This is a genomic window from Rathayibacter sp. PhB1, from assembly GCF_004362935.1.
Lineage (GTDB): Bacteria > Actinomycetota > Actinomycetes > Actinomycetales > Microbacteriaceae > Rathayibacter > Rathayibacter festucae.
Genome location: NZ_SNYD01000005.1, coordinates 110728 through 136248 on the forward strand (window position 1 = coordinate 110728; position 25521 = coordinate 136248).

Genomic DNA, 25521 nt, shown 5'->3' on the forward strand with positions numbered 1-25521 from the left:
TATCGGCCCCGGGCCGCGTTCCCCCGTCACGGCTCCGCGCTCTCCTGCGGCGTCCTTCCGGGGATCAGGAGCCCGACGGCGGCGCGGGCCGGGACGGCGGCGCGGTGCGGATCCGGCGCGCATGGGCGGGCTGCGCGACGGCTATCGCGCCGAGCCCTCCCGCGGACTCGGCGGCAGAGGTCCTCAGAGCCTCGGCCAGCGCGCCCGGGCGAAGCAGAACGCGCCGTAGGCGATCAGCCCGACGGCGACGACGCCGAGCAGCAGCACGCCGAACGGCAGCTCGGTCAGCGTCTTCAGCGCCTCGTCCAGGCCGCCCGCCTGCGCCGGGTCGTGCGTCACAGCGGCGATGATCACCAGGATCCCGAGCACGCCGAGCACGACGCCCTTCGCGACGTAGCCCGCGATGCCGAGACCGGTGACCACGCGGCCGGCCGTCCCGCCCGGCAGTGCGACGTTCTTGAGGAACTTCTTCGACGCGCCTCGGTAGACGAAGACGCCGCCGACCGCGAGGATCGCGAGCCCGGCGATCACGAGCAGCACCACCCCGCCGGGCGCGGCGAGGACCTGCGCGCTCGCGCTCTCGGACGTCTCGGACGAGTCGGAGCTGCCGCCCATCGCGAAGCGCAGGGTCGTGATGCCGAGCGCGAGGTAGACGACGGCCTTCGCCGCCTCCTTGAGACGGCTGCCCCAGCGGGACGCGGCGCTGTCGCCGCCCGCCACCAGGAACGCCTCGAGCGCACCCCACAGCGCGAGTCCGAAGAGCCCGATCGCGCAGACCCAGAGCACGACCAGTCCCCCGGGCTGCGCGGCGAGCGAGCCGAGCGCGCCGGACTGGTCGGCCTCGCCCTGGCCGCCGGTCGCGATCTGCAGGGCGATGACGCCGATGAGGACGTGGACGAGGCCGTTCGCGGCGTAGCCCCCGCGGGCGAGCGTGCGCACCGCGGTCGAGTCCTGCGCGTCGTCCGCGGCGCGCTTGGCCTGGGTTCCTGAAGGAGTGTTCACGGTCCGGACGGTACGCGGTTCCGCCCCCGGCGTCGAACCGGGAGCCGGTTGCCCCCTTCCAGGGGCACGGGTTCACCGACCGGACACCTCGCGTTTCCACACCCTCTGCTCGGCCGGATCCGCTGCGGGACGGGCGATCCGCGGCGGCGGGCACCGGCGAGGACGCCCGTTCTCCACATTTCTCCACAGGTTTGTCCACAGCTGTGGAGATCTCTCGATCCTCGAGGGAATCAGGCCGCCCCCGGTGCCGGACCGGCGAGATCAGCGTGGGCGGCGACCGTCTCGATGAAGGCGGCGACGAGCGGATCGGGGTCCGCCCGCGTGAAGGCGCGGACGGCCCGCGTGCGGTCGGGATCCAGCGGCAGGACGACCCCGCGGAAGCCGCCGTCGAGGATGTTCCGCGGGACCAGTCCGAGCCCGACGCCCGCCGCGGCGAACCGGGGGACGGCCGCGGTCTGCGGGGTGCGCAGCGCGACGCGCGGCGTGAAGCCCGCCTCGGCGGCGTAGCGGTCCAGCACTCCCGCGAGGCCGTGCTCGGGCGTGAAGTGCACCCACGGCTCGTCGGCCAGGGCGGCGAGGTCCACCGGCCCTCCGTCGGCGAGCGGATGGCCGGCGCGGCCGACGACGACGAACTCCTCCCGCCCGATCAGGCGGGACGGGCCGGTCCACGCCCGCGGCATGGGAGCGATCGCGACGTCGCCGGCCCCTGCGCTCATGGCCGAGACCACCGCGTCGACCGACTGGTGCTCGAGGACGGTGACGCTCGCCCCCGGATGCTCCTGCAGCCAGATCTCGAGGACGCCGGGGAGCACGCCGAGCCCGATCGACGTGACCGTCACGACGTCGATCGTCCCCGTCCGCGCGGCCACGACGTCCGCCGCGGCCGCCAGGGCGCGCTGCGCGTCCGCGACGACGGCCCGGGCCGGCGCGAGCACGGCGCGGCCGAGCGGGGTGAGGGCGACCGCGCGCGGGAGCCGGTCGAGCAGGCGTCCGCCGAGCTCGCGCTCGAGGGCGCGGATCTGCTGCGAGAGCCCGGGCTGGGTGACCCCCAGCTCGTCCGCGGCGCCGGTGAAGGAGCCGGTGTCGACCACTCGGAGGAGGTACTCCCACTGCCGGACGGTCACCATAAGCCGAGGTTATCAAGAGAGGAGCGAAGAGTACTTTGACTTCTCCTCACCTCCGCGGCACGCTCTCCGCATGACCTCTCTCCTCGAACCGATCGCTCTCGGATCCCTGCCCCTGCCCCATCGTGTCGTGATGGCGCCGATGACCCGGTCGCGCTCCGCCCAGCCCGGGAACATCCCCCGGCGCCTCAACGCCGAGTACTACGCGCAGCGCGCGTCGGCAGCGCTGATCGTCTCGGAGGCGACCCAGATCTCGCCGTCCGGGCAGGGCTACAGCTTCACGCCGGGCCTGCACAGCGCCGAGCAGATCGCGGGCTGGCGTCTCGTCACGGAGGCCGTCCACGCGGCGGGCGGGCGGATCTTCGCGCAGCTCTGGCACGTCGGGCGGATGTCGCACCGCTCCTTCCACGACGGCGCGGCGCCCGTCGCTCCGAGCGCCCTCGACTCCGGCGCGCGGGTCTGGGTCAGCGTCGACGGCGTCGGCACGATGGTCCCGACCAGCACGCCGCGGGCGCTGACGACCGAGGAGGTCCGCGGCGTCGTCGAGGACTACCGCCGCGCGGCGGCCGCCGCCGTCGAGGCCGGCTTCGACGGCGTCGAGCTGCACGGCGCCAACGGCTACCTGATCGACCAGTTCCTGCGCACGACGTCGAACCACCGCACCGACGAGTACGGCGGCTCCCTCGACGGGCGCCTCCGCTTCGCCGTCGAGGTCGCGACCGCGGTCGCCGGGGAGATCGGCGCCGACCGGGTGGGCCTGCGCCTGTCGCCGCAGATCACCGCCCGGGGGATGGACTGCCCCGCGATCGAGGAGACGGTCCTCGAGCTGGCCCGCCGCGTCGACCGGATCGGCCTGGTCTACCTGCACCTCGCCGAGGCCGACTGGGACGACGCGCCCGCGATCCCCGACGCCTTCCGCACCCGGCTGCGCGACGCCTTCTCCGGCCGGATCGTCGTCGCGGGCGGCTACACCCCGGAGCGCGCGGAGCGGATCCTCACCGCCGGCCACGCCGACCTGGTCGCGTTCGGCCGGCCGTTCGTCGCGAATCCGGACCTCCCCGCCCGGATCGCCACCGGCGCGCCCCTCGCGGCTCTCGATCCGGACCTGCTCTACGGCGGGGACGCGCGGGGCTACTCGGACTTCCCCTCCGCGGACCGACCGCTCGAGAGCGCCGCGACCCCGGGCGGAGCACTCTGATGCGCGCCGTCGCGATCACCCGGCACGGAGCACCCGAGGTGCTCACCGATATCGAGCTCCCGGAGCCGTCTGCCACCGGCCACGATCTGCTCGTGCGGGTCCGCGCCGTGTCGATCAATCCGGTCGACACGAAGATCCGCGCCTCCGGCCGGCCCGAGGCGTCGCCGAAGGTCCTCGGCTACGACGCCGTCGGCTCGGTCGAGGCGGTCGGCGCGGATGTCACGCTGTTCGCCCCGGGCGACGAGGTCTTCTACGCGGGCTCGATCACCCGGCCCGGCACGAACGCGGAGCTGCACCTGGTGGACGAGCGGATCGTCGGCCGGAAGCCCGCCCGGCTCTCCGACGCCGAGGCCGCCGCGCTGCCGCTCACCGCGATCACGGCCTGGGAGCTGCTCTTCCACCGGCTCGGCGTCGAGCGCGGCAGCGGCGGCGGCCGTCGCCTGCTGATCGCGGGCGCGTCCGGCGGTGTCGGCTCGATCCTGGTCCAGCTCGCCGCGCGCCTCACCGATCTCGAGGTGATCGCGACCGCCTCCACCCCCGAGTCGCAGCAGTGGGTGCGCGATCTCGGCGCCCACCGGGTGATCGACCACCGCGACCTCGCGCGGGAGCTGAAGCGCCTGGGACCCGTCGACCTCATCGCCTCCCTGACCGGGACGTCGGTCAACCTCCCGGCGTTCGTGGACGCGATCGCCCCGCAGGGCGCGATCGCCGTGATCGACGATCCGGCGGTCCTGGACGTCGTGCCGCTCAAGCGGAAGTCGGTGTCGGTGCACTGGGAGCTGATGTTCACGCGCCCGATGTTCGCGACGGCGGACCTCTCCGCCCAGCACGACCTCCTGCAGGAGGTGTCCGGGCTGCTGGACGAGGGGGTGCTGCGCACGACGCTCACCCGCGAGCTGTCCCCGCTGAACGCGGCGACGGTCGCGGAGGCGCACCGCCTGGTCGAGGCCGGCGGACGCCCGGGCAAGGTCGTCGTCAGCGGCTGGGAGTGACGCGCCGGCGGCAGGATCACACGTCGATCGCGCGGACCAGGCCGTCCTGGACGCTGCCGAGCCAGTCGTAGACCGCGCGGATCGCCTGGCCGGTCTCGTCCTCCGGCTCGACGTCGTCGGTGTCGACGATGCCGAGGCGGGCGGCGAGGGCGAGGCGCATGTCGGTGAGCCCGCGGAGCCAGGACAGCGCCTGCGGCGGTTCGAGCCGGACGGCGACCTCGCCCAGACCGGCGAAGACGCGGGCGTGGCCGGAGCCCTCGCCGGCGTCGAGCGCGGCGGTGATCGCGCGAGCGTCGTCCATCTTGCGGCCGGCCAGATCCGGGGCGGTGAAGCGGCGGAACTCGGCGGCGGCCTCGTCGTCGTCGCGGTAGGCGTCGGGCAGCAGCCGCGCCAGCGCCGGGTCGTTGCGCGCGTCCTCGCTCGTGCCGCGATCGAGCAGCTCGAGCATCTCGCCGGCGAGGTGGCGGAGGATCCCGGCCTCCTCGCGGTCGAAGCGGGCGACGGCGGCACCGGAGGAGTCGCGGCGGAAGGAGCGCATCAGGGCCTGCCCGCCGTGAGTCGGCCGGTCATGCGTCGGCCTTCTGCAGCGTCGCCCACAGGCCGTAGCCGTGCATCGCCTCCACGTGCCGCTCCATCTCCTCGCGGTTGCCGGTCGCGACCACCGCGCGCCCCTCCATGTGCACCTGGAGCATGAGCCGCTCGGCCTCGGCGCGACCGAAGCCGAAGTAGCTGCGGAACACGTAGGACACGTACGACATCAGATTGACCGGGTCGTCCCAGACGAGCACGACCCACGGCACCTCGGCGGCCGAGCGGGTCGCCAGCCGCTCGTCGGCGCGCTCGATCGTGTCCACCATCCCTCCAGCCTAGGTCGCGGCGGCGCGGCGGACGCCTGCTGGCCGAGGAGCCGCGCAACGGCTTCCCCTGCCGACCGCGCTGCCGGGCAGCGGCGCCCCCATGCTGGTCGAGTAGCCGCGCAGCGGCGTATCGAGACCCGCCGTCGTACGGTGGGTGGATCTCGATACGCCCGCTCCGCGGGCTACTCGATCAGCATGGTGCGCGCGAAGCGCGCTCCTCGATCGGCAGCATGCGCGCTCCTCTTCGGCCGGTCTCAAGCCGACAGCCGCGGCAGGACCTCGCGGGCGAAGAAGTCGAGGTGGTCGAGGTCCTGGAGGTCCATGAACTGGAGGTAGACCCGCTCGGCGCCGGCCGCGCGCAGGGACTCGAGGCGGTCGACGGTCTCGTCGACGCCGCCGGCGACGCCGTGCTCGCGAAGCTCGGCGGGCTCGCGGCCGATCGCCGCGGCGCGCCGGACGAACTCCGCCTCGTCCGCTCCGCCGACCGCGATCAGCGCGACCGAGTGCACGAGCGAGGACGGCTCGCGCCCGATCGCGACGCAGGCCTCGTCGACGCGCTCGAACGCGCCGGGGATCGCGTCGAACTCGGGGAAGGGCAGGTTGAACTCGCTGGCGAAGCGGGCCGCGAGCCGCGGGGTGCGCTTCGGTCCGCCGCCGCCGACGATCACCGGCAGCGGCAGGCGCGCGGGCTTGGGCAGCGCGGGCGAGTCGGTCAGCGTGTAGTGCTCGCCCGCGAACGAGTAGCGCTCGCCGACCGGCGTCGACCAGAGGCCGGTGACGATCTCGAGCTGCTCCTCGAGCAGGTCGAAGCGACGCGGCGGGAAGTCGATGCCGTACGCGGCGTGCTCCTCCTCGAACCATCCGGTGCCGAGCCCGAGCTCGACGCGGCCGCCCGACATCGCGTCGACCTGGGCGACCTGGATCGCGAGGATCCCCGGCGGCCGGTAGGTGACGGAGGAGACGAGCGTGCCGAGCGCGATCCGCTCGGTCTCGCGCGCGAGGCCCGCGAGGGTCGTCCAGGCGTCGGTCGGGCCGGGACCGGGATCGCCGTCGCCCATCCGGAGATAGTGGTCGGAGCGGAAGAAGCCGTCGTAGCCGAGGGCTTCGGTCGCCTGCGCGACCGCGAGGAGATCCTCGTAGCTCGCGCCCTGCTGGGGTTCGGTGAAGACTCTGAACTGCACGGGTCCAGCCTCCCGCACCCCGGTCGCCGCGGCCGGGACCGACCCGCCCGCAGGGCCCCCGGGACCCTCGATCGGGGACCTTGCGCCACCGGGCCGCCGGACGCGGTCACGACCGCCCGTGTACCGTGGCAGGTTGCCGCCGACGAGAGGACCCCATGTCCGACAAGCCTTCCGCCCCGGACATCGCCGTCCCGCCCGCCGCCGACACCACCGCGAGGCCGCCGCAGCGCCTCGCCCGCTGGGTGTTCTGGCCCGCGGCGGTGATCACGCTCTCCATCGCCGCCTTCGCGATCATCGCGCCGGACGCCGCCACCAGCGTCTTCGCCTCCCTGCAGACCACGGTGGTGAACACCTTCAGCTGGTACTACGTGCTGATCGCCGCCGTCTTCGTCGCCTTCGCGATCTGGATGGGCGTCAGCCGCTTCGGCGACATCAAGCTCGGCGCCGACGACGACGAGCCCGAGTTCTCGCTGCTCTCCTGGATCTCGCTGCTCTTCGCCGCCGGGATGGGCATCGGCCTCGTCTTCTACGGCGTCGCGGAGCCGCTCACCCACTTCGCCACCCCTCGCCCCGGCGTCACCGGCACCGAGACGGAGCTCGCGCAGAGCGCCATCTCGCAGACCTATCTGCACTGGGGCGTGCACGCCTGGTCGATCTACGTCGTCGTCGGCCTCGCCCTCGCCTACGCGATCCACCGCCGCAAGCGCCCGGTGTCGATCCGCTGGGCGCTCGAGCCGCTGCTGGGCCGTCGCGTCCGCGGCGGCTGGGGCAACGCCATCGACGTGGTCGCCCTCGTCGGCACGATGTTCGGCGTCGCCACCTCGCTCGGCCTGGGCGTCACCCAGATCTCCGCGGGACTGGAGGCGAGCGGCATCGTCGACTCCTCGCTCACCGTGCAGATCATCGTGATCGCGGTCGTGACCGCCCTCACCGTGTTCTCGCTGGTCTCCGGTGTCGGCAAGGGCATGAAGTGGCTCTCGACCGGCAACCTGCTGCTCGCCGCCGCGCTGCTCGTGTTCGTGCTGGTCGCCGGCCCGACCCAGTTCCTGCTGCGCGAGTTCGTGCAGTCGCTCGGCAACTACCTGCAGAACTTCATCGGCCTCACCTTCACGGTCAGCGCCTACGCCGGCCAGGAGGGCGAGGCCTGGCAGGCGACCTGGACGACGTTCTACTGGGGCTGGTGGATGTCGTGGGCGCCGTTCGTCGGCATCTTCATCGCCCGGGTCTCGAAGGGCCGGACCGTCCGCGAGTTCGTCGCGGGCGTGCTGCTGGTGCCGACCATCATGACCTTCCTCTGGTTCAGCGTGCTCGGCGGCACCGCGCTCTACCGCGAGCTCTACGGCGACGGCGGGCTCGTCGGCGCCGACGGCTCGGTCAGCACCGACGCGGCGCTCTTCGAGATGCTCCAGGGTCTGCCCGCGGGCTCGGTGCTCACGGTCGGCGCGATCATCCTGATCGGTGTCTTCTTCGTCACCTCCGCCGACTCCGGCGCCCTGGTGATGTCGATGATCGCAACCGGCGGCGACGCGGAGCCGCGCAACCGCATCCGCATCTTCTTCGCGCTCGCGACGGCGCTGCTCGCGCTCTCGCTGCTGATCGCGGGCGGCCTCGACGCGCTGCAGACGGCCGCGATCCTCTCGGCGCTGCCGTTCAGCGTGGTGATGATCCTGATGTGCGTGGCGACAGTGATCGCCTTCCGGAGGGAGATCCGCGCCTACGACAAGGCCCGCCGGGCCGCCTTCGTCGGCGACATCGGCTCGTTCTACGGCCTCGAGGTGGAGGAGCCGCTCGAGCGCGAGCCGGCGCACCCGCTGAAGCGCCTGGCCCAGCGCATCAAGCCGGGGTCGACCCCGCGGGAGTAGGCGGACGATCATGCTGGTCGAGGAGCCGCCGCAGGCGGCGTATCGAGACCCACGGTCACCAGCAGAGCCGAACTGCCGACTCCACTTCCGGCGGTGGTGGATCTCGATACGCCCGCTTCGCGGGCTACTCGATCAGCATGCAACCGCATCCGCCGGAGCATGCTGGTCGGCGGGCCATCGGATCATCCCGGCCGAGCATGCTGGTCGAGTAGCCGCCGCAGGCGGCGTATCGAGACCCGGCGACGCCACTCGCGTCGTGTCCGGCGCGCTCACCGTACGATCGCCTCGCACGAGACCGACGTCCGCACGCGCGTCCTCAGGAGCACCCGCATGACCGTTCCCCGCCCGCTGCTCTTCAACGCGTTCGTGATGAACACGCCCTCGCACATCCACCACGGCCAGTGGCGGCGGCCCGGGGCGAGGCCCGGCGCGTTCGAGGACCTCGGGCACTGGATCGAGGTGGCGAGGACGCTCGAGCGCGGGGTGTTCGACGCGATCTTCTTCGCGGACGTCGTGGGCACCTACGGGGCGGTCGGCGCCTCGCTCGAGGTGAACGCGCGCGAGGGCCTGCAGCTGCCGAACAACGACCCGTCGATCCTCCTCGCCGCCCTGATCGGCTCGACCGAGCACCTGGGTCTGGCGATGACCAGCTCGATCCTGCAGGCGCACCCGTTCGAGTTCGCGCGGCGGATGTCGACGCTCGACCACCTCTCGAAGGGCCGGGTCGCCTGGAACATCGTCACCAGCTACCAGGAGAACGCAGCCCGCAACTTCGGCCTCGACCGCCTGACCGAGCACGACGACCGCTACGCACAGGCCGAGGAGTACCTCGACGTGGTCTACAAGCTGTGGGAGGGGTCGTGGGACGACGACGCCTCGGTCCGCGACCAGGCCGGCGCGTACTCCCGTCCGGAGTCGGTGCACCGCATCGATCACACAGGCGCGAGCTACCGGGTCGAGGGCCCGCACCTCTCGGCGCCGTCGCCGCAGCGCACGCCGTTCCTCTTCCAGGCCGGCTCCTCCCCCGCCGGTCGGGCCTTCGCGGCCCGGCACGCGGAGGCGCAGTTCGTCGGCGGCTCGACGACGGAGCAGACCCGCGAGCTGATCGCCTCGACGCGGGCGCTCACGGAGGCGGCGGGGCGCCGCGGCGACGACGTGCTGTTCTTCTCACCCCTGTCGGTGATCGTCGGCAGCACCGAGCGCGAGGCCCGCGAGCGCGAGGCCGAGCTCGGCGAGTACAGCAGCGTCGACGCCCACCTGCTGCACGCGGGGCTGAGCGTCGACCAGGCCGACGGGAAGCCCTTCCCGCCCGAGACGAGGCTGCGCGACATCGTCACCAACGGCAATCGCAGCACACTCGAGTCGATGATCCGGCTGCTGCCCGACCGGGACGCGACCGTCGCGGACCTGGCGCGACTCACCGTCGGCCGGCACCAGCGCGTCGTCGGGACGCCCGAGCAGATCGCCGACCGGCTGTCGGAGCTGCGCGATGCGGGCGTCGACGGCATCAACCTCAACCACTGGTCGCTGCCCGACAGCTACGTCGAGTTCGTCGACGAGGTGATGCCCGTGCTGCGCTCCCGCGGCCTGGCCCGCTCGGAGTACGCGCCCGGCGGGCTGCGCGAGCGGCTGACCGGGTCCGCGCGGCTGAATCCGCGGCACCCGGCGGCGCGCTACCGCGGGGCCTTCCGCGGCTGACGAGGGTCGGCCGCCTCGTCACCCGCCGCTCGCATCGACGTCAGCCGCTGAGGGCGTGCACAACTAAGGCTGGAAGCCGCGGATCGGGCGTTTTCGGACCGATCCGGCCCTTCCGACCTTAGTTGTGCACCCGCCGGGCCGGAGCCCGGTCCGACGCTCAGCTCGGCGAGGGGACGAAGGGGTGCTCCGGCGGGTCCTGGTCGTCGTCGAGGCGGGAGTCGGCTCCCTCGTCGGTCGCCTCTCCGGTCGCCTCCGTGTCGTCGACCTCGGCCGGGTCCTCCGGGGGGACCGGCAGGGAGTCGGCGGCGGGACGGGTGGTGTCGGTGACGTCCTCGGGGGCGTCGAAGCCGAAGCTGCTCATGGTGTCCTCTCCGCGACGCACCGGGAGGCGGCGCCGCTGCGGGCAGCCTAGGTCGCGCCTCCGGGCCCGGTCACCTGCTTGACGGCGCCGCCCCCGGCGAGGACCTCCGGCACGCGGAACCGACCTGGGCACGCGGAATCGTGCGCTTCGTGCGAGCCGGACGTGATTCGGCGTGCCGAACATCCCGCCGGGAGGCGAGCGGACCCCTCCGGCACGCACGACGGACTCCGGCACGCCGGACCGCGCGATTCCGGCGAGCCGGACGACGTTCCACGAGCCGGAGGTCGGCGAGCTCGCGCCTCGAGCGAACGAGCGGCAGCGGGCGCCCGCCGCGGTGCTCAGTGCACGTACTCCAGCAGGTCGACGCCCAGCGTGCGCATGCCGTCGAGCACCGCGAGGCGGTAGCGCAGGCTCGAGTCGTCGAACTGCGTGATGACGGCGTAGGCGACGCCGGCCCGCGGGCCGCGGAGCACGCCGACCTCGGCGCGGACACCGACGTCGGTGCCGGTCCGGTTGACCAGCAGGACCCCGTGATCGGGCTGCCGGTGCGAGAGCGCGTCGAGTCCGAAGGCCGAGGCGACCATCGACAGGTCGCTGTTCAGCGAGAGCCAGCCGATGACGCGCGAGCTGACCGCGGGGTCGACGACCTCGCCGTTCGCGAGGGTCGCGAGCAGCCAGGTCAGCTCGCTGGCCGAGCCGATGGAGAGCTGCGGGGCGTCGTCCGGACCGCGCTCGTCGCGGACGACGTCGAGCAGGGCGGTGCGCGAGAGGCCGAGCGCCTCGGCCCGCTCGCGGACGGCGTCGAGTCCGACCCGGCGCAGGAGGACGTTGGTGGCCAGGTTGTCGCTGGTCGCGCCGACGAGGGCGGCGAGATCGGCGATCGGCATCGACGGGATCTGCAGGTGCTGCCAGATCCCCGTGCCGGTGACGGCGTCGGCGGCGGTGCGATCGACGAGGCGCAGGTTCTCCTGCGGGTCGGTGGCGAGCCGCGCCGCGACCTCGACCAGGAGCACGATCGTGCCGACGGACGCCGTCGGCATGGAGACGGAGTCGTCGACCGCGAAGAGGGCGCGGCCGGTGCCGAGGTCGACCGCGCGCGCCGACACCACGACGCCGTCCAGGGCGAGCCGGCCGAGCGCGTCGAAGCCGCGCTGGAAGTCGTCGTGGTCGTAGTCGCCCTTGTGCCGGCCGCGGCGGGCGCGACGACTCTCGCGACGGGTCTCGTGGGCGGGGATCACCACGGCTGCGGCCTCTCTCCGGGTCGGTGGAACGGTCGGTGCGGAGGGGAGGAGCGGGATCCACCGCGACGACGCGTCGGTGGACGGACGGCGCGGAAGGCATCGGTCGGCTCTCGATGCCCGCCGCTCGCCCGTGGTGCGGGACGGCAGTCGGCGCCGACTACCAGATGGCGACGCGCTCGCTCGGCGGGAGCCAGAGGGAGTCGCCTTCGGTGACGTCAAAAGTAGCGTAGAACTCGTCCAGGTTCCGGACGATCTGGTTGCAGCGGAACTCCGACGGCGAGTGCGGGTCGATGGCGAGCAGGCGGATCGTCTCCTCGTCGCGCGCCTTCTGCTGCCAGGCCTGCGCCCAGGAGAGGAAGAAGCGCTGCGCGCCGGTCAGGCCGTCGATCACGGGCGACTCCTCGCCGTCGAGCGAGAGCAGGTAGGCCTTCCACGCGATGCCGAGACCGCCGAGGTCGCCGATGTTCTCGCCGATGGTGAGCGCGCCGTTGACGTGGTGGCCGGGCGTCGTCGCGGGGGCGAGGGCGTCGTACTGCGCGATGAGCGCCTTCGTGCGCTCCTCGAACGCGGCCCGGTCGTCCTCGGTCCACCAGTCGGTGAGGCGGCCGTCGCCGTCGAAGCGCGAGCCCTGGTCGTCGAAGCCGTGGCCGATCTCGTGACCGATCACCGCGCCGATCGCACCGTAGTTGGCCGCGGCGTCACGCGTCTCGTCGAAGAAGGGGAACTGCAGGATCGCGGCGGGGAAGACGATCTCGTTGAAGCCGGGGTTGTAGTACGCGTTGATGGTCTGCGGCGTCATGAACCACTCGTCGCGGTCGAGCGGCTTGCCGATCTTGCCGAGCTCGCGGTCGAACTCGAAGGCGGCGACGCGGCGGGCGTTGCCGACCAGGTCCGCCGGGTCGATCGAGAGGGCGGAGTAGTCGCGCCAGCGGACCGGGTAGCCGATCTTCGGCGTGAACTTCGCGAGCTTCTCCAGCGCGCGCTCGCGGGTGTCGGCGCCCATCCACTCGAGGTCCACGATCGAGCGGCGGTAGGCCTCGATCAGGTTCGCGACGAGGACGTCCATCGCGGCCTTCGCCGTCTCGGGGAAGTGGCGCTCGACGTAGATCCGGCCGACGGCCTCGCCGAGCGAGCCCTCGACGAGCGAGACGGCGCGCTTCCAGCGCTCGCGCTTCTGCGGCGTGCCGGTGAGGGTGCGGCCGTAGAAGTCGAAGTTGGCGTCGACGAAGTCGCTGGAGAGGTAGGCCGCGGCGCCGCGGATCACCTGCCACGACAGCCAGTCGCGCCAGGCGGGGAGGCGGTCGTCGGTCAGCAGGCCGGCGAGCCCCTCGAGGAAGCTCGGCTGGCGCACGACGACCTCGGCGAGCGCCCCCTCCGGCGCGCCCATCGCGGTCAGCCAGACGTCGAGGTCGATGCCGGCGGCGAGTTCGGTGACCTCGGTCCAGGAGCGGAGGTTGTAGGTGGCCTGGCTGTCGCGGCTGCGCACCTTGTCCCAGTGCACGGCGGCGAGGTCGGTCTCGAGCGCGACGATGCGCTCGGCGCGCGACTCCGGCGAGTCGATGCCGGCGAACCCGAGCATGCGGGCGACGAAGGGCAGGTACGCCTCGCGGACGGAGGCGAACTCCTCCTCGCGGTAGTAGCTCTCGTCGGGCAGGCCGAGGCCGCCCTGGTTGACGAAGACGAGGTAGCGCTCGGGGTCGCCCGGGTCGTTGTCGACGAAGAGGCCGAAGAGGCCGGGGACGCCCGCGCGCTCGAAGGCGCCGACGGCCTGCAGCAGCCCGGCGATCGAGTCGACGCGCTGCACGGCCGCGAGGTCGTCGGCGAGCGGAGCGGCGCCGAGCTCCTCGGCGCGCTCCTCGTCGAGGAAGGAGGTGTAGAGGTCGCCGAACATCCGCGCCTCCGTGCCCTGCGGAGCGGACTGCGCCTCGACGATGATGTCGCGGACCGCCTTCTCCGCCTCCTCCTGGAGCACATGGAAGGAACCGTAGCGCGCCTTGTCGCTCGGGATCTCGGTGCGGTCGATCCACAGGCCGTTGACGTGGCGGTAGAGGTCGTCCTGCGGACGCGTCGCCGGGTCGAGTTCGGAGAGGTCGATACCGGAGCGAGGCGTCGTCGAGGTCATGGCGTCAAGCCTACGTCGGGGGTCGGACACCGCGGCCCGCGGGCGCGAGTCCGGCTCGCGGAACCGCCTCCGGCACGCGGAAACCGGCCGATTCATCGAGCCCGAGCCGATTCTGCGTGCCGGAGGTGCACCGGTCCCAGGTCCGGCACGCGAAAGCACCTCCGGCACGCGGAAACCGGCCGATCCGGCGAGCCGGAGCCGGTTCCGCGAGCCGGAGGTCAGCCGGAGGGGCGACGCAGGCAGCGGCCGGCCGGCCGCGGGTCAGCCGGCGAGCTGCTCCTCGACGTAGGCGCGGATCGGGGTGGTCGGGCGGCCGATGAGGCGGGCGAGCGAGCCGTCGGTCTCGCCGAGCAGGCCGTCGGCGATGTTCGCGTCGAGGCCGACGACGAAGCCGACGCCGCCCTCGGGGACGCCGGCCTCGGTGAGGATGCGGGCGTGCTCGGCGGAGTCGACGTGCGTGATCGCGGCGTCGCGGCCGGCGACCTCGCCGACGAGGGCGGCGAGTTCGTCGAAGCTCCAGGCTGTGTCGCCGGAGAGCTCGTGCACCGAGCCGACCAGGGAGGCGTCAAGCAGGGCGACGGCGGCCGCCTCGGCGTAGTCGGTGCGGGCGGCGCTGGAGACGCGGCCGTCGCCGGCGCTGGAGAGGGTGGTGCCGGTCGAGGCGAGCTCGGCGACGGTCTGCGCGTAGTTCTCGTTGTACCAGCCGTTGCGGAGGATCACGGCGGGGAGGCCGGCGGCGACGATCGCCTCCTCCGTCGCCTTGTGCTCGGGGGCCAGGATCAGCGGGCTGGTGGTCGCCTTCGGGGCGCTCGTGTAGACCAGGCGCGCGCCGGCACGGGCGGCGGCCTCGATCGCGGCGGTGTGCTGCGCGACGCGCTTGCCCACCTCGGAGCCGGAGACGAGCAGCACGGCCTCGGCGCCGGAGAAGGCGGCGTCGAGCGAGGCCGGGTCCTCGAAGTCGGCGACGGCGGTGCGGACACCGAGGTCGGCGGCGAGCGCCTCCAGCTTGGCGGCGTCGCGGCCGGTGGCGACGATGTCGGAGGCGGCGGTGCCGCGGGCGAGCAGGTGCTCGACGGCGAGACGGCCGAGGTGGCCGGTGGCTCCGGTGACGACGAGGGTCATGAGGGTGGTCCTTCCGTTCGGGAGACGGCGGGTGGGGCGCCGTCGGAGAGGGGAACCGGGCCGCACCGTCAGAACTTCCCGGAATGCAGTACCCACTATTTTGTTAGTACTCCTGTGACCATCATCCAGAGTCCCCTCCTCACCGGCGACGTCTACTCCGCCGACTGCCCGAGCCGCGAGGTCTTCGGCCACGTCACGAGCAAGTGGGGCGTGCTCGTCCTCGCCGCCCTGGCCGAGCGCGGCCTGCGCTGGGGCGAGCTGCGGCGGCGGATCGGCGGCATCAGCGAGAAGATGCTGGCGCAGACCCTCCGCACCCTCGAGGAGGACGGCTTCGTGCACCGCGAGGCGCACGCCGTCATCCCGCCGCGGGTCGACTACGCGCTGACCCCGCTCGGGGCCGAGCTCGCCGAGCGGCTGCTGCCGGTGGTCGAGTGGATCGCGGACAACGTCGGCGCAGTGCTGGCCGCCCGGGACGCCCGCCGGAGCGACGAAGGATAGCCTCACCTTCTTGTGAGAACGTTCATATTCCGTTCAGGGAGAGGCCGCCGCTGAGCGGGATGCGCGTCCCCTCGCACTGGTCCACTCGATCGCACTGCCTGCCGATCGAAGGACCTCGCATGACCGACACCGCCCGCCGCCCGCTCCTCCTCCCCATGGCGGGGCACGTGCGCGGCAAGCGCAGCCCCGTCACCTGCGCCCTCAAGTGCGCCAATGCGTGCTCGACCGCCGCCTGCAACACCTCGCACAACAGCTCGTTCCGCGACATCGTCGCCCGCCAGATCTCGCGCCGCAGCGCCCTCGGCCTGGGCCTGGCCGGCGCGGTCACCGTCGCCGTCGCCTCGGCCGGCGGCGCCCCCACCGCGGAGGCCGCCGTCGCCGGTGCCGCGGTCGGCGGCTCCCCGCTCGCCTTCACCCCGATCGCCCCGGTGCCGTACACGGTCGACGAGTTCACCGTCCCCGAGGGCTTCGCCTGGCAGCCGATCATCCGCTGGGGCGACCCGCTCTTCGCCGACAGCCCCGCGTTCGACATCCGGAACCAGACGGAGGCGGCCCAGGCCGCGCAGTTCGGCTACAACAACGACTACACCGACATCGTCGAGATCCCCGGCTCGAAGCGCCTGCGCGCCCTGCTGGTCGTGAATCACGAGTACACGAACGAGTCGATCATGTTCCCGGCCGCGCAGCTCGAGGCGGAGCCCGAGCGCGTGCGCGCCGTCGGCCGCGCCGCCCACGGCCTCAGCCTCGTCGAGCTGGTCCGCGCCGCCGTCGACCGCCCCTGGTCCTACGTCCAGGGCGGCGAGCACAACCGCCGCTACCTGCTGGACACCCCCTACGAGGTCACCGGCGCCGCGGCCGGCTCGGCGCTGCTGAAGACCGCCGCCGACCCGACGGGACGCTCCGTCCTCGGCACGCTGGGCAACTGCTCCGGCGGCACCACGCCGTGGGGCACGATCCTCTCCGGCGAGGAGAACTTCAACGGCTACTTCCGCGCCACCGCGACCAGCGACGCCGAGAAGCGCTACGGCCTGACCGACGCCGAGACCGCGCGACTCTGGGAGCTCGACGACCCGCGCTTCGACGCCCGCACGCCCGGCTACGAGAACGAGCCCAACCGCTTCGGCTGGATCGTCGAGTTCGACCCGTTCGAGCCCGAGTCCACCCCGAAGAAGCACACCGCGCTCGGCCGCCTCAAGCACGAGGGCGCGAACGTCATCGTCGCCCCCGACGGCCGCGTGGTCGCCTACCAGGGCGACGACGAGCGCTTCGACTACCTCTACAAGTTCGTCTCGACGAAGCGCTACATCGAGGGCGACCGCGCGCACAACAAGACGCTGCTGGAGGAGGGCGACCTCTTCGTCGCGAGCTTCACCGGCGACTCCCCCGTCGCCGAGATCACCGGCACCGGCGCGGTCCCCTCGGACGGCGGCTTCGACGGCATCGGCGCCTGGCTGCCCCTGGTCCTCGACGGCGCGTCGATGATCGCCGGCATGAGCGTCGAGGAGGTGCTGGTGCACACCCGCATGGCCGCCGACATCGCCGGCGCGACCAAGATGGACCGCTGCGAGGACGTCCAGCCGAGCCTGGTCAGCGGCCGGATCTACGTGGCCTGCACCAACAACTCCAACCGCGGCACCGAGGGCAAGGAGGGGCCGACCGAGGTCAACCCGCGCTCGGAGAACCGCGACGGCCACATCGTCGAGATCATCGAGGACGGCGGCGACCAGACCGGCCGCACCTTCACCTGGAACCTGCTGATGCTGTGCGGCGACGTCGCGCAGGGCGACACGGTGTACTTCTCCGGCTTCCCGGTCGACCAGGTCTCGCCGATCTCCTGCCCGGACAACCTCGCCTTCGACTCCGTCGGGAACCTCTGGATCTCGACCGACGGCGCGCCCAGCGGCATCGGCTACAACGACGGCCTGTTCAAGGTGGCGCTCGAGGGCGCCGAGCGCGGCCGGGTGGAGCAGTTCCTCTCGGTCCCGCGCGACGCCGAGACCTGCGGCCCGATCGTGCACGACCAGGACCAGCACGTGTTCGTGGCCGTCCAGCACCCGGGCGAGGAGGGCACCTTCGAGGCGCCCAGCTCGTACTTCCCGGACTTCGCTGCTGGGGGAGTCGTCGCCGCGGGTGCCGTCGCGGCGCCGCGACCGACGATCGTGCAGATCCTGCCGGCGTCGCAGCTCGTGACGCCGACGCCCACGCCGACCGCGGGACCGACCACGGCGCCGACGGCGACTCCGACGGCCGGACCGACCGCGGGGCCGACGGCCGGACCGACCGCTGCGCCCACCGCGGCGCCCACCGCGGCGCCGACCGCCGGGCCGACCGCGGTTCCGACCGTCGCGCCGACCGGCACGCCCGTCCCCCTGCCCGTGGGCGGCGGCGGCGGACTCGCCTCGACCGGTGTCGAGAGCGTCGGCCTCGTCGCCGGCGCCGCGGCGCTGCTCACCGCAGGTGCGGCCGCGCTAGGCCTCGGTGCGCGCCGCCGCGCAGCCGGCACCGAGGCCGAGCCGGAAGCCTGATCGGGAGGCCTGATCCGACGGCCTGAGCGGGGCCTTATCCGGCTGGGGCGGCGAGGAGAGGACTCTTCGACCGCCCCAGCCGTCGTCCGGCCTCGGCGCCGCGGATCACCGTGCTTCTGCCGCCACGCGCACTCGCAGAAGACCAGGAGCTGTACGGTGATCGCGCTATCCACGAGGGGAATCGTGGTTCGCACGACGGCTCGGGGGACAGGTGAAGAGACGAGCGCGACCGAGTGACTTCGGTGAGGCCGTTCTCTGGATGATCACGAACTCGACTCTCTGGCAGCATCGCCGCGTCGAGAGCCTTCACCTCAACGACGGACCGACCAGCCGCCGTCGTGTCTCGCTGGACATCACGATCCCCGATGATGAGCGCTTGGAAGTGGTCTCGGGGGCACCGGGGGCGGAGAAGATCCTGTTCATACCTCTCGCCCTGATCCAGAAAGCGCGTCTTCAGGACTTCGACTCGTCCTACGACGGGTCGAAGCCCCTCCCGATCGCCGGTGCTGAGATGAACGGGCGAGCCTCAGTGGAGGCCGTCGTCGCGGCCTGGCGACTCGAGTACGGGAGGCCGCCCACGCTCGACGAGCGAGCGGTCGTCTCCGAGATCGTCTTCGGGAAGGCCGATGCGGAGACGGACCGGAGGGTCGCCGCGTTCCTCGACGGAGAGCAGTGGGAGGGCACGCGGGTCCGCGTGGATGCGCGAGCCGCTCCCCAGACGGTCGTCCTCCTCGAGAACCTGTCGAAGAACTTCATCCTCGCGGGTCTGTTCCCTCCGGAGACCGCCGGCGCTCGTCACGTCGTCAAGTACTCCACGCACTGGGAACTGGTCGGAGCGGCGCGAGACCAGAAGTACCCGTGGTGGCGGTGGTTCTCCTCAGCCGTCGGTCTCAGCAGCGCACCACTCGACATCCCCTTGAACACCGGAATCATCGGAGCCGGGTCGAGTCATCTCGAGGTGCACACCCCCCGAGGCATCATCAGCCAGAACCTCAGCGCGCATCGGGACGGAGTGCCGGTCGAGAGCGACTCCCGCCCCGGCGTCGTCGCCCACATCGCGTTCCGCCATGGAACGGACGTCTCCCCGGACGTCGCGGTCGTGCGCCTGAGGACCAGCCCCTACGGACTCCTTCCGTGGGTCGCTGTCGCGTCGGGAGCTTCGGCCGTGATCTTCTGGGCCGGTCGTCTGAGCGGATACGCCGACCGCGCCTTCCTGCCCGGGATGACATCCGCCACACCGCTCTTCCTCGCTGCGATCGCAGTGCTCCTCGGGTTCCTGAGCCGAGAACAGGAGAACCCCGTCGCCGGGAGAGTCCTGCGACCCTTGCGACTCTCGATCGCGACCCTGGCGATGCTCTACTTCGCGCTCGCGGCTGCGTCGGCCATGGGGGCGGACGCTCGCATCGGGTCGACCGTGTGGTGGGTGGCCACGGTCTTCGCGTCCGGATTGTGCGCGGTCACCTCACTCGGGCTGCTCCAATGTCGCAGGTTGACGCTAGACAGTGATGGCGTGACTCTGTAAGGGTCGCAGCACGACAACGACGGGAGCGATGATGGCCGACAAGAACAGCAAGCGCCGGGTGTCGATCGGGCGCATCACGACGAGCGAGGCCCGCGCCTCCCAGCAGACCCGCGCCACCCCCCAGCAACTCGCCGCCGCTGCCAAGCGCATCAATGAGGCGTACCGCGCGCCTGCTCGCTGACATCACTGACCAGCGGCGTCGAAGGGGGCGGTGCGGTGGCCCGTCGTGGGCTCGCCGGTGCGCTAGGTTGAGCGCGATGTCGACCCTCCGGAGCCGCGAATCCGCGGTCATCGTCGCCGTGCAGCGCTCGCCGCTGGCACCGCCTCTGCGCCCGATCGCCCGCTGGCTCAGCTTCTTCGGCGAGCACGCCGCGGGCTGGCTGCTGCTGGGCGTGGTCGGTGCGTTCGCCGATCCGTCGCGCTTCTGGGCGTGGGCGCTCTGCGACGTCGCGATCGTCGTGGCGCACGGGCTGTCGATCGTGATCAAGCGCGTCGTCCGGCGGCCGCGGCCCCTCGGCGAGGGCGTCGAGGTGCGGGGGACGGCGCCGAGCAAGCTCAGCTTCCCGAGCTCGCACGCGTCCTCGACCACCGCGGCGGCGATCGTGTTCGCCGTGATGCTGCCCGCGCTGTGGCCGCTCGCCGTCCTCGTGGTGCTGGTGATGCTGCTGTCGCGCATCGTGCTCGGGATGCACTTCCCGACCGACGTGCTCGCGGGCGCGGCGCTCGGCACGCTCGCGGCGCTGGCCGCGCTGCCGTTCCTCCCACTGCTCTCGTTCTAGCTTCCCGGGCGCGGGGGCGTCTGCCCTCCGTTGTCCGATCTGCAGGCGATCCGCGCGTCTGTCTTCCGCGCCTCGCGGTGGAAGGCGCCTTCCGCATCGGATCGCCTGCAGATCAGACGGGAGCCTTCCTCAGAGGAGGCGGCGGGCCGAGGCCCAGGCGGTCAGCTCGTAGCGGGAGGAGAGCTGGAGCTTGCGGAGCACCGCGGAGACGTGGGACTCGACGGTCTTCACCGAGATGAAGAGCTCGGCGGCGGCCTCCTTGTAGGCGTAGCCGCGGGCGATGAGGCGCATCACCTCGCGCTCGCGGGCCGAGAGGCGGTCGAGCTCGTCGACGGACTCCGCCTGCTCGCCGCTGAGGGCGCCGAACGCGTCGAGGACGAAGCCGGCCAGGCGCGGCGAGAAGACGGCGTCGCCGCCCGCCACCGCGAGGACCGCCCGGCTGACCTCGGCGCCGGAGCTCGCCTTGGTGATGTAGCCGCGGGCGCCGGCGCGGATGACGCCGACCACGTCCTCCGCCGCGTCAGAGACGCTCAGCGCCAGGAAGCGCACCGCGTCGAGGTGCGCGGCGCTGCGGCGCAGGACCTCGGCCCCGCCGCCACCCGCGCCGCCGGGCAGGTGCACGTCGAGCAGCACGACGTCCGGACGCTCGGCCGCGACCAGCGCGACGGCGGAGTCGACGTCGGCCGCCTCACCCACGACGTCGAGCTCGGGGGCGAGATCGGCGCGCAGACCGGAGCGGAAGATGGAGTGGTCGTCGACCAGCACGACGCGGGTCACCGCTCGGCCCCCGCCGGCAGGCGCAGGTGGACCTCGGTGCCCGAGCCGCCCGCTCCGGGCCGCACGGTCGCACTGCCGCCGGCGCGCGCCATCCGGCCGACGATCGACTCGCGGATGCCGAGGCGGTCGCCGGGGAGCGCGCCGAGGTCGACTCCGGGGCCGCGGTCGCGCACGAACACGTCCACCCCGGTGGCCGACGACTCCACGTAGACCGAGACCTCACCGCCCGCGTGCCGAGCCGCGTTGAGCATCGCCTCGCGGGTCGCGGCGAGCACGGGGGCGGCGCCCGGCACCGAGGCCCCCACCGCGACGACCTCGAGCGTCGCCGGCCAGTCGAGCTCGATCGCGGCGGCGATGGCGCGGATCTCGGCCGCCAGGTCGTTCGCGACCGGGACGTCGCGCTCGAAGAGCCAGTCGCGCAGCTCCCGCTCCTGCGCGCGGGCGATGCGGGCGACCTCGCTGGAGGCGCCCGCCCGGTTCTGGATCAGCGCGAGGGTCTGCAGCACCGAGTCGTGCAGGTGCGCGGCGATCTCGGCGCGCTGCTCCTCGCGCACCCGGGCCGCCCGCTCGCCCATCAGCTCGGTCCACAGCAGGACCACCCGGGGCGCGGCCAGCACGCCGGCGGCGACGAGCAGGACACCGACGGCGAGGACCGCGTTGACTGCGCTCGGGCGGGCCGTGAGCACGGCGGCCCCGGCGACGACGAGCACAGCGCAGGCGGCGAGGCGGACCAGGACGGAGGAGCGCGCCGAGCGGGACGGATCGCCGCGGTCGAGTCCGAGACTCCAGGCGACGGCGCCGCCGGAGAGCACCGCGACGGCGGCGAGCGCCCGGGTGACGTCGGCGTCGTCGCCCCCGCGCAGTGCGACCACGACCGAGAGCGTCGCGGCTCCGGCGACGCCGACGAGCAGCACGGCGACCGGGACGGCCCGCCGCACACCGCCCGCCTGCTCGCCCGACTCGGGGCCGGCGTCGCGCAGGGGCACGAGCGCCCACAGCCACAGGTAGAGCAGCGCGCCGCCGCCGCCCAGCAGCGTCGCGACGATCACGAGGAAGCGCACCGTCCCCGGGCGCAGGCCCAGGTGCTCGGCGAGCGCCGCGCACACGCCGCCGAGGACCATCCGGCGCGGGCGGCGCAGCGGAGGCCGGGCCGAGGCGGGCCGACCCGCGGACGATCGGCCCGGGGACGGCCGACGCCGCGGCGGGTGCGCCGCGGTGCTCGGGAGGGTGGGTGTGCTCACCCCTGCATCCAAACAGGTCGTCGGGGTCGCCGGGGCGGGAGTCGGGGTCGGATCAGGGGTTCCCCCGATGGTCGGCGGCTGTGGAGGAGGGTCACACTCGAGCCATGACAGCAGCGAGCACGACCCCGCCGGACCCGGCGCAGGAGACGGCGGGCAATCCGCCGACGCCGGACCCGACCGCCGGAGCGGGCGATCCCGGGAACGGCACCCCCGGCCCCGGCGCCTCCGCACCCGGCCCCTCCTCCGAGAACCGCTTCCTCCTCTGGCTGCGCTCCCTCGATCTCGCCCGCCGGCCCGGCTGGGTCGGCGGCGTCTGCTCCGGCATCGCCGATCGCCTCGGCATCGACCCGCTGATCGTGCGCGGGATCTTCGTCGTGGTCGCCGTCCTCGGCGGCCCGGCCTTCCTCTTCTACGCGGCGGCCTGGCTGCTGCTGCCCGACGAGGACGGCGTGCTGCCGGTCGAGGAGCTGCTCCGCGGCCGCCTGACCCGGGTCCACGCCGGGATCGGCGCCCTGGTGCTCGCCTCGATGCTCCCGGTCGCGCAGGGCTTCTGGTCGCTCGGCGGCGCGTACACCGGGGCGGTCCCCTGGGCGCCCGCCACCGGCCGTGCCCTCTGGACGGTCGTCGTCCTGGTCCTCATCGTGCTCTTCGTGGTCTGGATCGCCCGCCGCTCGGGCCGCACCGACCCGGCGCCCCCGCCGTACGGAAGCCCCGAGGGACCCGGCGCCTCGACCGCCGGCTACCCCGCTCCCACCGGCGACCCGGCGAGCGCCGCTCCTCTCCTCCCCCCGCAGCGCCCGACCGAGGCGCGGCCCAGCACCCCGGAGGACCTCGCGCTGTGGCGCGAGCGCCAGGAGGAGTGGAAGGCCGAGCGGGAGGCGTTCCGCGCCCAGGAGAGCGCGACCGCCCGCGAGACGGCCCGGGCCCGTGCCGAGGAGTCGCGCCTCCGTGCCGCCGCGATCACCGCGGCGCGCCTCGAGCGGCGTCGGCTGCACCGCGAGGCGAACCCGCGGCTGCGGAGGAGCGTCACCCTGCTCGTGCTCGGCCTGGCCGCCGTCGTCGGCGCGATCACGTCGCTCACCGTCTCCGGCTCGACCGCGACCGTCGTCGGCTTCAGCGTCGCGACCCTGGTGCTCGCCCTGGCGATCGTCGCCGCGGGACTGCTGCGCCGGCGCGCGATCCTCCTGATCGCGGTCTCGGTGATCACGGTGCTGACGGCCTCGACGGCGTCGCTCGTGCCGCCGGAGCGCCAGCTGCTGCCGATGCTCAGCTCGTACGGCCTCTCGAACGCGGTTCCCGGCAGCTACGCGATGGTGGCGGGCGACCTGCAGATCTCGATCGACCCGTCGCTGGGTGCTCCGGGTGAGGTGATCGACGTCTGGCAGGGCGCCGGGAACATCACCGTCATGCCGATGGCGGGGGCGGCGGTCCGCCTCGAGGCGTCCACGGCCAACGGCTACTACTGGCTGACGACCGCTTTCGCCGACGGCGACGTGGGCTCCGAGCCGGAGAACGTCGAGTACAGCCGCGACGGAGCCACCTGGACGCAGACCTTCGGCGACCCGGACGCCGAGCCGGTCGTCGTCCGGATCGCGCAGGGCCGCGGCGGGGTCACCGTCTACGACCGGACCGCCGAGGACTCGACCAGCGGCGCCGCACTCGACCAGGACGGCACGGCGACCGCGGAGCCGACCTCGGGGGCGACCGCTGCCGCGACCGACCTCCCGACCCCGACGGACACCGGCACCACGACGGATCCCACCACGACGGACCCCACCACCCCGACAGACCCCGGCACCCCGCCCGGAACCGACAGCACGACCCCGACGGAGGCAGGACGATGACCGCGCAGAGCACCACCGCCACGCAGACCAGCACCGCCACCGAGACCGCGAAGCGGCCCAGGATCCGCGCCGGCGCGATCGTCTGGGGGCTGGTCCAGGCCGCCGTCGCGGTCCTCCTGCTCCTCCTCGCCGCCGACGCCGGGCTGCGGACCGCCGTCGTCGACTGGGCGCTCTCGCTCGGCCCGGCCGGAGCCGCCGCTATCGCGATCGCCGCGCTGGGGACGATCGCCCTCCTGATCGGCCTCGTCCGGGTCCTCGACCGGCGCTGACGAGCGGCAGCAGGGCAGGGAGGCGACCGACGTCCGTGGGAATCGGGTCTCGATACGCCCCTGCGGGGCTGCTCGACCAGCATGCAGAGACGCCCCTGCGGGGCTGCTCGACCGGCATGCAGGAGGGCGTCTCTTCCCAGGAGATGCCGGGTCGCGGAGCCACGCACCCGCCACCCGCAACCCTCTGGGCCGAGGCCGGACACGAGCGCAGACTCTCCGTCCGGCCTCGACCGCGCGCGCGAGCGCCCGCGCACGGACAGGCGCTTCCCCCTCCCCGAATCGAGACCGCCGATGCGCGACGCCGCCCGCAGGACGCTCTGATGGAGCTCGGCATCGCCGCCGTCATCAGCGTCGAGGAAGAGAACCGCTCCCGCTCTCGCGGCCATCGAAGATGCTCATCGCGCGCCTCCGAGCCAGAGTCCTGCTGCTGCGGCGATGACGCTGAGGAGGAGCATGCCGAGGGCGTTGGTGACGGAGGCGAGGCGGCGTCCTTCGGCGAGGAGGCGCACGGTTTCGAGGCTGGCGGTGGAGAAGGTGGTGTAGCCGCCGAGGAAGCCGGTGCCGAGGACGAGTCGCCACGATTCGGGGGCGATGCCTGCGAGGGCGAGCCCGGTGATCAGTCCGAGGAGGAGTGATCCGGTGACGTTGATGACGGTGGTGCCCCAGGGGTAGGCGCCGCCGGTGCGGGCTTTGATGAGCCCGTCGAGGAGGAGCCGTGTCGCAGCCCCGATTCCGCCGGCGAGGGAGAGCGCGAGGAACAGTGCGGGAGTCATGCCGGCACCTTCCTCTGCGTGCGTCGCCGGTGGAGTGCTGCGGCGAGAGCGATCCCTGTCCAGGACGCGAGGGCACCGAGGAGGACGGTGCCGAGCGCGTAGAGGGCGGCGGGTGCGGGGTGTCCTGTGGTGAGCAGGTGGGCGGTGTCGGTGGCGAGGGTGCTGTAGGTGGTGAAGCCTCCGAGCGCTCCGGTACCGAGCAGCAGTCGTGCGGTGCGGCGTCGGCCCTCGTCGCTGCCGGCTCTGGCGAGGCTCTCCAGGAGCACGCCGAGCAGGAGCGCGCCGACGATGTTGATGGCGAAGACGACGGTGTCGAAGGCGGGACCGGCGGGGAACGCGAGGGTCAGGCCCTCCCGCGCCCCGGTCCCGACCGTGCCGCCGGCGGCGACGAGGAGGAGGTACCGCAGGCGCAGGTGCACGGGACGTGGCGTCCCGTCGGGGGCGTCGTCGACGTCGAGGTCGCTGTCGACCGGCAGCTCGGGGTCGGGGTCCGGGGGGCGGTGACGGTGGAGGTCATCGGTCACGAGGAGTGG

General features: G+C 73.2%; 23 protein-coding genes and 1 pseudogene. 11 read left to right on the forward strand and 13 right to left on the reverse strand.

Translation table 11 applies throughout. The features are described 5' to 3' along the window. Nucleotides 1-183: 183 nt before the first annotated feature. Complete coding sequence (locus tag EDF17_RS13630) at nt 184-1002, reverse strand: DUF1206 domain-containing protein (RefSeq protein WP_185019994.1); 819 nt, start codon at nt 1000-1002, stop codon at nt 184-186. A 230-nt stretch (nt 1003-1232) separates the two neighbouring features. Then, nucleotides 1233-2129 (reverse strand): LysR family transcriptional regulator, encoded by an 897-nt coding sequence (locus EDF17_RS13635; protein ID WP_123447165.1) that lies wholly within the window; start codon nt 2127-2129, stop codon nt 1233-1235. Between the two features lie 70 nt (nt 2130-2199). Between EDF17_RS13635 and EDF17_RS13640 the strand changes: the two genes are divergently transcribed. Both EDF17_RS13640 and EDF17_RS13645 read left to right on the forward strand, forming a co-directional pair. Further along, complete coding sequence (locus EDF17_RS13640; protein ID WP_123447166.1) at nt 2200-3324, forward strand: alkene reductase; 1125 nt, start codon at nt 2200-2202, stop codon at nt 3322-3324. After that, nucleotides 3324-4316, forward strand: a complete 993-nt coding sequence (locus tag EDF17_RS13645) for a zinc-binding alcohol dehydrogenase family protein (protein ID WP_123447167.1) — start codon at nt 3324-3326, stop codon at nt 4314-4316. The genes EDF17_RS13640 and EDF17_RS13645 overlap by 1 nt, the downstream gene beginning before the upstream one ends. A gap of 16 nt (nt 4317-4332) precedes the next feature. On the opposite strand, the gene EDF17_RS13650 is transcribed toward EDF17_RS13645, so the two are convergent. The 3 genes from EDF17_RS13650 to EDF17_RS13660 form a co-directional block, all read right to left on the reverse strand. Continuing rightward, nucleotides 4333-4854 carry a DUF2017 domain-containing protein gene (locus EDF17_RS13650; RefSeq protein ID WP_123447168.1) on the reverse strand — a complete coding sequence of 174 codons (522 nt, stop codon included), beginning with the start codon at nt 4852-4854 and terminating at the stop codon, nt 4333-4335. Between the two features lie 28 nt (nt 4855-4882). Next, nucleotides 4883-5173, reverse strand: coding sequence for an ATP-dependent Clp protease adapter ClpS (gene clpS, locus EDF17_RS13655; protein ID WP_123447169.1), 291 nt, complete (start codon nt 5171-5173; stop codon nt 4883-4885). A 254-nt stretch (nt 5174-5427) separates the two neighbouring features. Beyond that, nucleotides 5428-6354 carry an LLM class F420-dependent oxidoreductase gene (locus EDF17_RS13660; protein WP_123447170.1) on the reverse strand — a complete coding sequence of 309 codons (927 nt, stop codon included), beginning with the start codon at nt 6352-6354 and terminating at the stop codon, nt 5428-5430. Nucleotides 6355-6509: 155 nt separating this feature from the next. Between EDF17_RS13660 and EDF17_RS13665 the strand changes: the two genes are divergently transcribed. Both EDF17_RS13665 and EDF17_RS13670 read left to right on the forward strand, forming a co-directional pair. Then, nucleotides 6510-8216, forward strand: coding sequence for a BCCT family transporter (locus EDF17_RS13665; RefSeq protein ID WP_123447171.1), 1707 nt, complete (start codon nt 6510-6512; stop codon nt 8214-8216). A 330-nt stretch (nt 8217-8546) separates the two neighbouring features. Continuing rightward, nucleotides 8547-9914 (forward strand): NtaA/DmoA family FMN-dependent monooxygenase, encoded by a 1368-nt coding sequence (locus tag EDF17_RS13670; RefSeq protein WP_123447172.1) that lies wholly within the window; start codon nt 8547-8549, stop codon nt 9912-9914. A 157-nt stretch (nt 9915-10071) separates the two neighbouring features. On the opposite strand, the gene EDF17_RS13675 is transcribed toward EDF17_RS13670, so the two are convergent. The 4 genes from EDF17_RS13675 to EDF17_RS13690 form a co-directional block, all read right to left on the reverse strand. Beyond that, a complete protein-coding gene (locus tag EDF17_RS13675; protein WP_123447173.1) occupies nt 10072-10275 on the reverse strand; it encodes a hypothetical protein in 204 nt (67 codons plus the stop codon). A 338-nt stretch (nt 10276-10613) separates the two neighbouring features. After that, complete coding sequence (locus EDF17_RS13680; protein WP_123447174.1) at nt 10614-11516, reverse strand: serine hydrolase; 903 nt, start codon at nt 11514-11516, stop codon at nt 10614-10616. A gap of 157 nt (nt 11517-11673) precedes the next feature. Next, complete coding sequence (locus tag EDF17_RS13685; RefSeq protein ID WP_123447175.1) at nt 11674-13638, reverse strand: M13-type metalloendopeptidase; 1965 nt, start codon at nt 13636-13638, stop codon at nt 11674-11676. 261 nt (nt 13639-13899) lie between these two features. Further along, entirely contained in the window at nt 13900-14760 is an 861-nt protein-coding gene (locus EDF17_RS13690) for an NmrA family NAD(P)-binding protein (RefSeq protein WP_123447176.1), read from the reverse strand. A 114-nt stretch (nt 14761-14874) separates the two neighbouring features. On the opposite strand from EDF17_RS13690, the gene EDF17_RS13695 reads away from it, so the two are divergent. The 5 genes and pseudogenes from EDF17_RS13695 (at nt 14875) to EDF17_RS13710 (ending at nt 20084) form a co-directional block, all read left to right on the forward strand. Continuing rightward, nucleotides 14875-15258: a helix-turn-helix domain-containing protein gene (locus EDF17_RS13695; protein WP_123447177.1), complete on the forward strand. Its 384-nt coding sequence runs from the start codon at nt 14875-14877 to the stop codon at nt 15256-15258. 119 nt (nt 15259-15377) lie between these two features. Further along, nucleotides 15378-17426 (forward strand): annotated as a pseudogene (locus tag EDF17_RS13700) (PhoX family phosphatase); the annotation flags it as partial. Between the two features lie 616 nt (nt 17427-18042). Beyond that, nucleotides 18043-19305, forward strand: a complete 1263-nt coding sequence (locus EDF17_RS13705) for a hypothetical protein (protein WP_123447179.1) — start codon at nt 18043-18045, stop codon at nt 19303-19305. Nucleotides 19306-19336: 31 nt separating this feature from the next. Further along, nucleotides 19337-19486, forward strand: coding sequence for a hypothetical protein (locus tag EDF17_RS19920; RefSeq protein ID WP_166649688.1), 150 nt, complete (start codon nt 19337-19339; stop codon nt 19484-19486). A 76-nt stretch (nt 19487-19562) separates the two neighbouring features. After that, nucleotides 19563-20084, forward strand: a complete 522-nt coding sequence (locus EDF17_RS13710) for a phosphatase PAP2 family protein (RefSeq protein WP_123447180.1) — start codon at nt 19563-19565, stop codon at nt 20082-20084. 129 nt (nt 20085-20213) lie between these two features. Here the strand turns inward: EDF17_RS13710 and EDF17_RS13715 are convergent, their stop codons facing one another. Together EDF17_RS13715 and EDF17_RS13720 are read right to left on the reverse strand one after the other, a co-directional pair. Further along, a complete protein-coding gene (locus EDF17_RS13715; RefSeq protein ID WP_123447181.1) occupies nt 20214-20861 on the reverse strand; it encodes a response regulator transcription factor in 648 nt (215 codons plus the stop codon). Next, a complete protein-coding gene (locus tag EDF17_RS13720) occupies nt 20858-22102 on the reverse strand; it encodes an ATP-binding protein (RefSeq protein ID WP_243732898.1) in 1245 nt (414 codons plus the stop codon). Before EDF17_RS13720 ends, EDF17_RS13715 begins: the two co-directional genes overlap by 4 nt. 104 nt (nt 22103-22206) lie before the next feature. On the opposite strand from EDF17_RS13720, the gene EDF17_RS13725 reads away from it, so the two are divergent. Together EDF17_RS13725 and EDF17_RS13730 are read left to right on the forward strand one after the other, a co-directional pair. Beyond that, a complete protein-coding gene (locus EDF17_RS13725; RefSeq protein ID WP_123447183.1) occupies nt 22207-23946 on the forward strand; it encodes a PspC domain-containing protein in 1740 nt (579 codons plus the stop codon). Beyond that, a complete protein-coding gene (locus EDF17_RS13730; RefSeq protein ID WP_123447184.1) occupies nt 23943-24215 on the forward strand; it encodes a hypothetical protein in 273 nt (90 codons plus the stop codon). The genes EDF17_RS13725 and EDF17_RS13730 overlap by 4 nt, the downstream gene beginning before the upstream one ends. Nucleotides 24216-24610: 395 nt before the next feature. Here the strand turns inward: EDF17_RS13730 and crcB are convergent, their stop codons facing one another. Together crcB and EDF17_RS13740 are read right to left on the reverse strand one after the other, a co-directional pair. Further along, the gene (gene crcB / locus EDF17_RS13735; protein WP_123447185.1) at nt 24611-24988 is read right to left on the reverse strand and encodes a fluoride efflux transporter CrcB; all 378 of its coding nucleotides are present in this window, start codon (nt 24986-24988) and stop codon (nt 24611-24613) included. Continuing rightward, nucleotides 24985-25512 (reverse strand): CrcB family protein, encoded by a 528-nt coding sequence (locus tag EDF17_RS13740; protein WP_243581419.1) that lies wholly within the window; start codon nt 25510-25512, stop codon nt 24985-24987. Before EDF17_RS13740 ends, crcB begins: the two co-directional genes overlap by 4 nt. Nucleotides 25513-25521: the final 9 nt, after the last annotated feature.

Excerpts from the sequence above, each read along its gene's own strand:
- EDF17_RS13635 (WP_123447165.1), bottom strand. The coding sequence starts at position 2,129 with ATGGTGACCGTCCGGCAGTGGGAGTACCTCCTCCGAGTGGTCGACACC.
- EDF17_RS13640 (WP_123447166.1), top strand. The coding sequence starts at position 2,200 with ATGACCTCTCTCCTCGAACCGATCGCTCTCGGATCCCTGCCCCTGCCC.
- EDF17_RS13645 (WP_123447167.1), top strand. The coding sequence starts at position 3,324 with ATGCGCGCCGTCGCGATCACCCGGCACGGAGCACCCGAGGTGCTCACC.
- EDF17_RS13650 (WP_123447168.1), bottom strand. The coding sequence starts at position 4,854 with ATGCGCTCCTTCCGCCGCGACTCCTCCGGTGCCGCCGTCGCCCGCTTC.
- clpS (WP_123447169.1), bottom strand. The coding sequence starts at position 5,173 with ATGGTGGACACGATCGAGCGCGCCGACGAGCGGCTGGCGACCCGCTCG.
- EDF17_RS13665 (WP_123447171.1), top strand. The coding sequence starts at position 6,510 with ATGTCCGACAAGCCTTCCGCCCCGGACATCGCCGTCCCGCCCGCCGCC.
- EDF17_RS13670 (WP_123447172.1), top strand. The coding sequence starts at position 8,547 with ATGACCGTTCCCCGCCCGCTGCTCTTCAACGCGTTCGTGATGAACACG.
- EDF17_RS13675 (WP_123447173.1), bottom strand. The coding sequence starts at position 10,275 with ATGAGCAGCTTCGGCTTCGACGCCCCCGAGGACGTCACCGACACCACC.
- EDF17_RS13685 (WP_123447175.1), bottom strand. The coding sequence starts at position 13,638 with ATGACCTCGACGACGCCTCGCTCCGGTATCGACCTCTCCGAACTCGAC.
- EDF17_RS13690 (WP_123447176.1), bottom strand. The coding sequence starts at position 14,760 with ATGACCCTCGTCGTCACCGGAGCCACCGGCCACCTCGGCCGTCTCGCC.
- EDF17_RS13705 (WP_123447179.1), top strand. The coding sequence starts at position 18,043 with ATGATCACGAACTCGACTCTCTGGCAGCATCGCCGCGTCGAGAGCCTT.
- EDF17_RS19920 (WP_166649688.1), top strand. The coding sequence starts at position 19,337 with ATGGCCGACAAGAACAGCAAGCGCCGGGTGTCGATCGGGCGCATCACG.
- EDF17_RS13710 (WP_123447180.1), top strand. The coding sequence starts at position 19,563 with ATGTCGACCCTCCGGAGCCGCGAATCCGCGGTCATCGTCGCCGTGCAG.
- EDF17_RS13725 (WP_123447183.1), top strand. The coding sequence starts at position 22,207 with ATGACAGCAGCGAGCACGACCCCGCCGGACCCGGCGCAGGAGACGGCG.
- EDF17_RS13730 (WP_123447184.1), top strand. The coding sequence starts at position 23,943 with ATGACCGCGCAGAGCACCACCGCCACGCAGACCAGCACCGCCACCGAG.
- crcB (WP_123447185.1), bottom strand. The coding sequence starts at position 24,988 with ATGACTCCCGCACTGTTCCTCGCGCTCTCCCTCGCCGGCGGAATCGGG.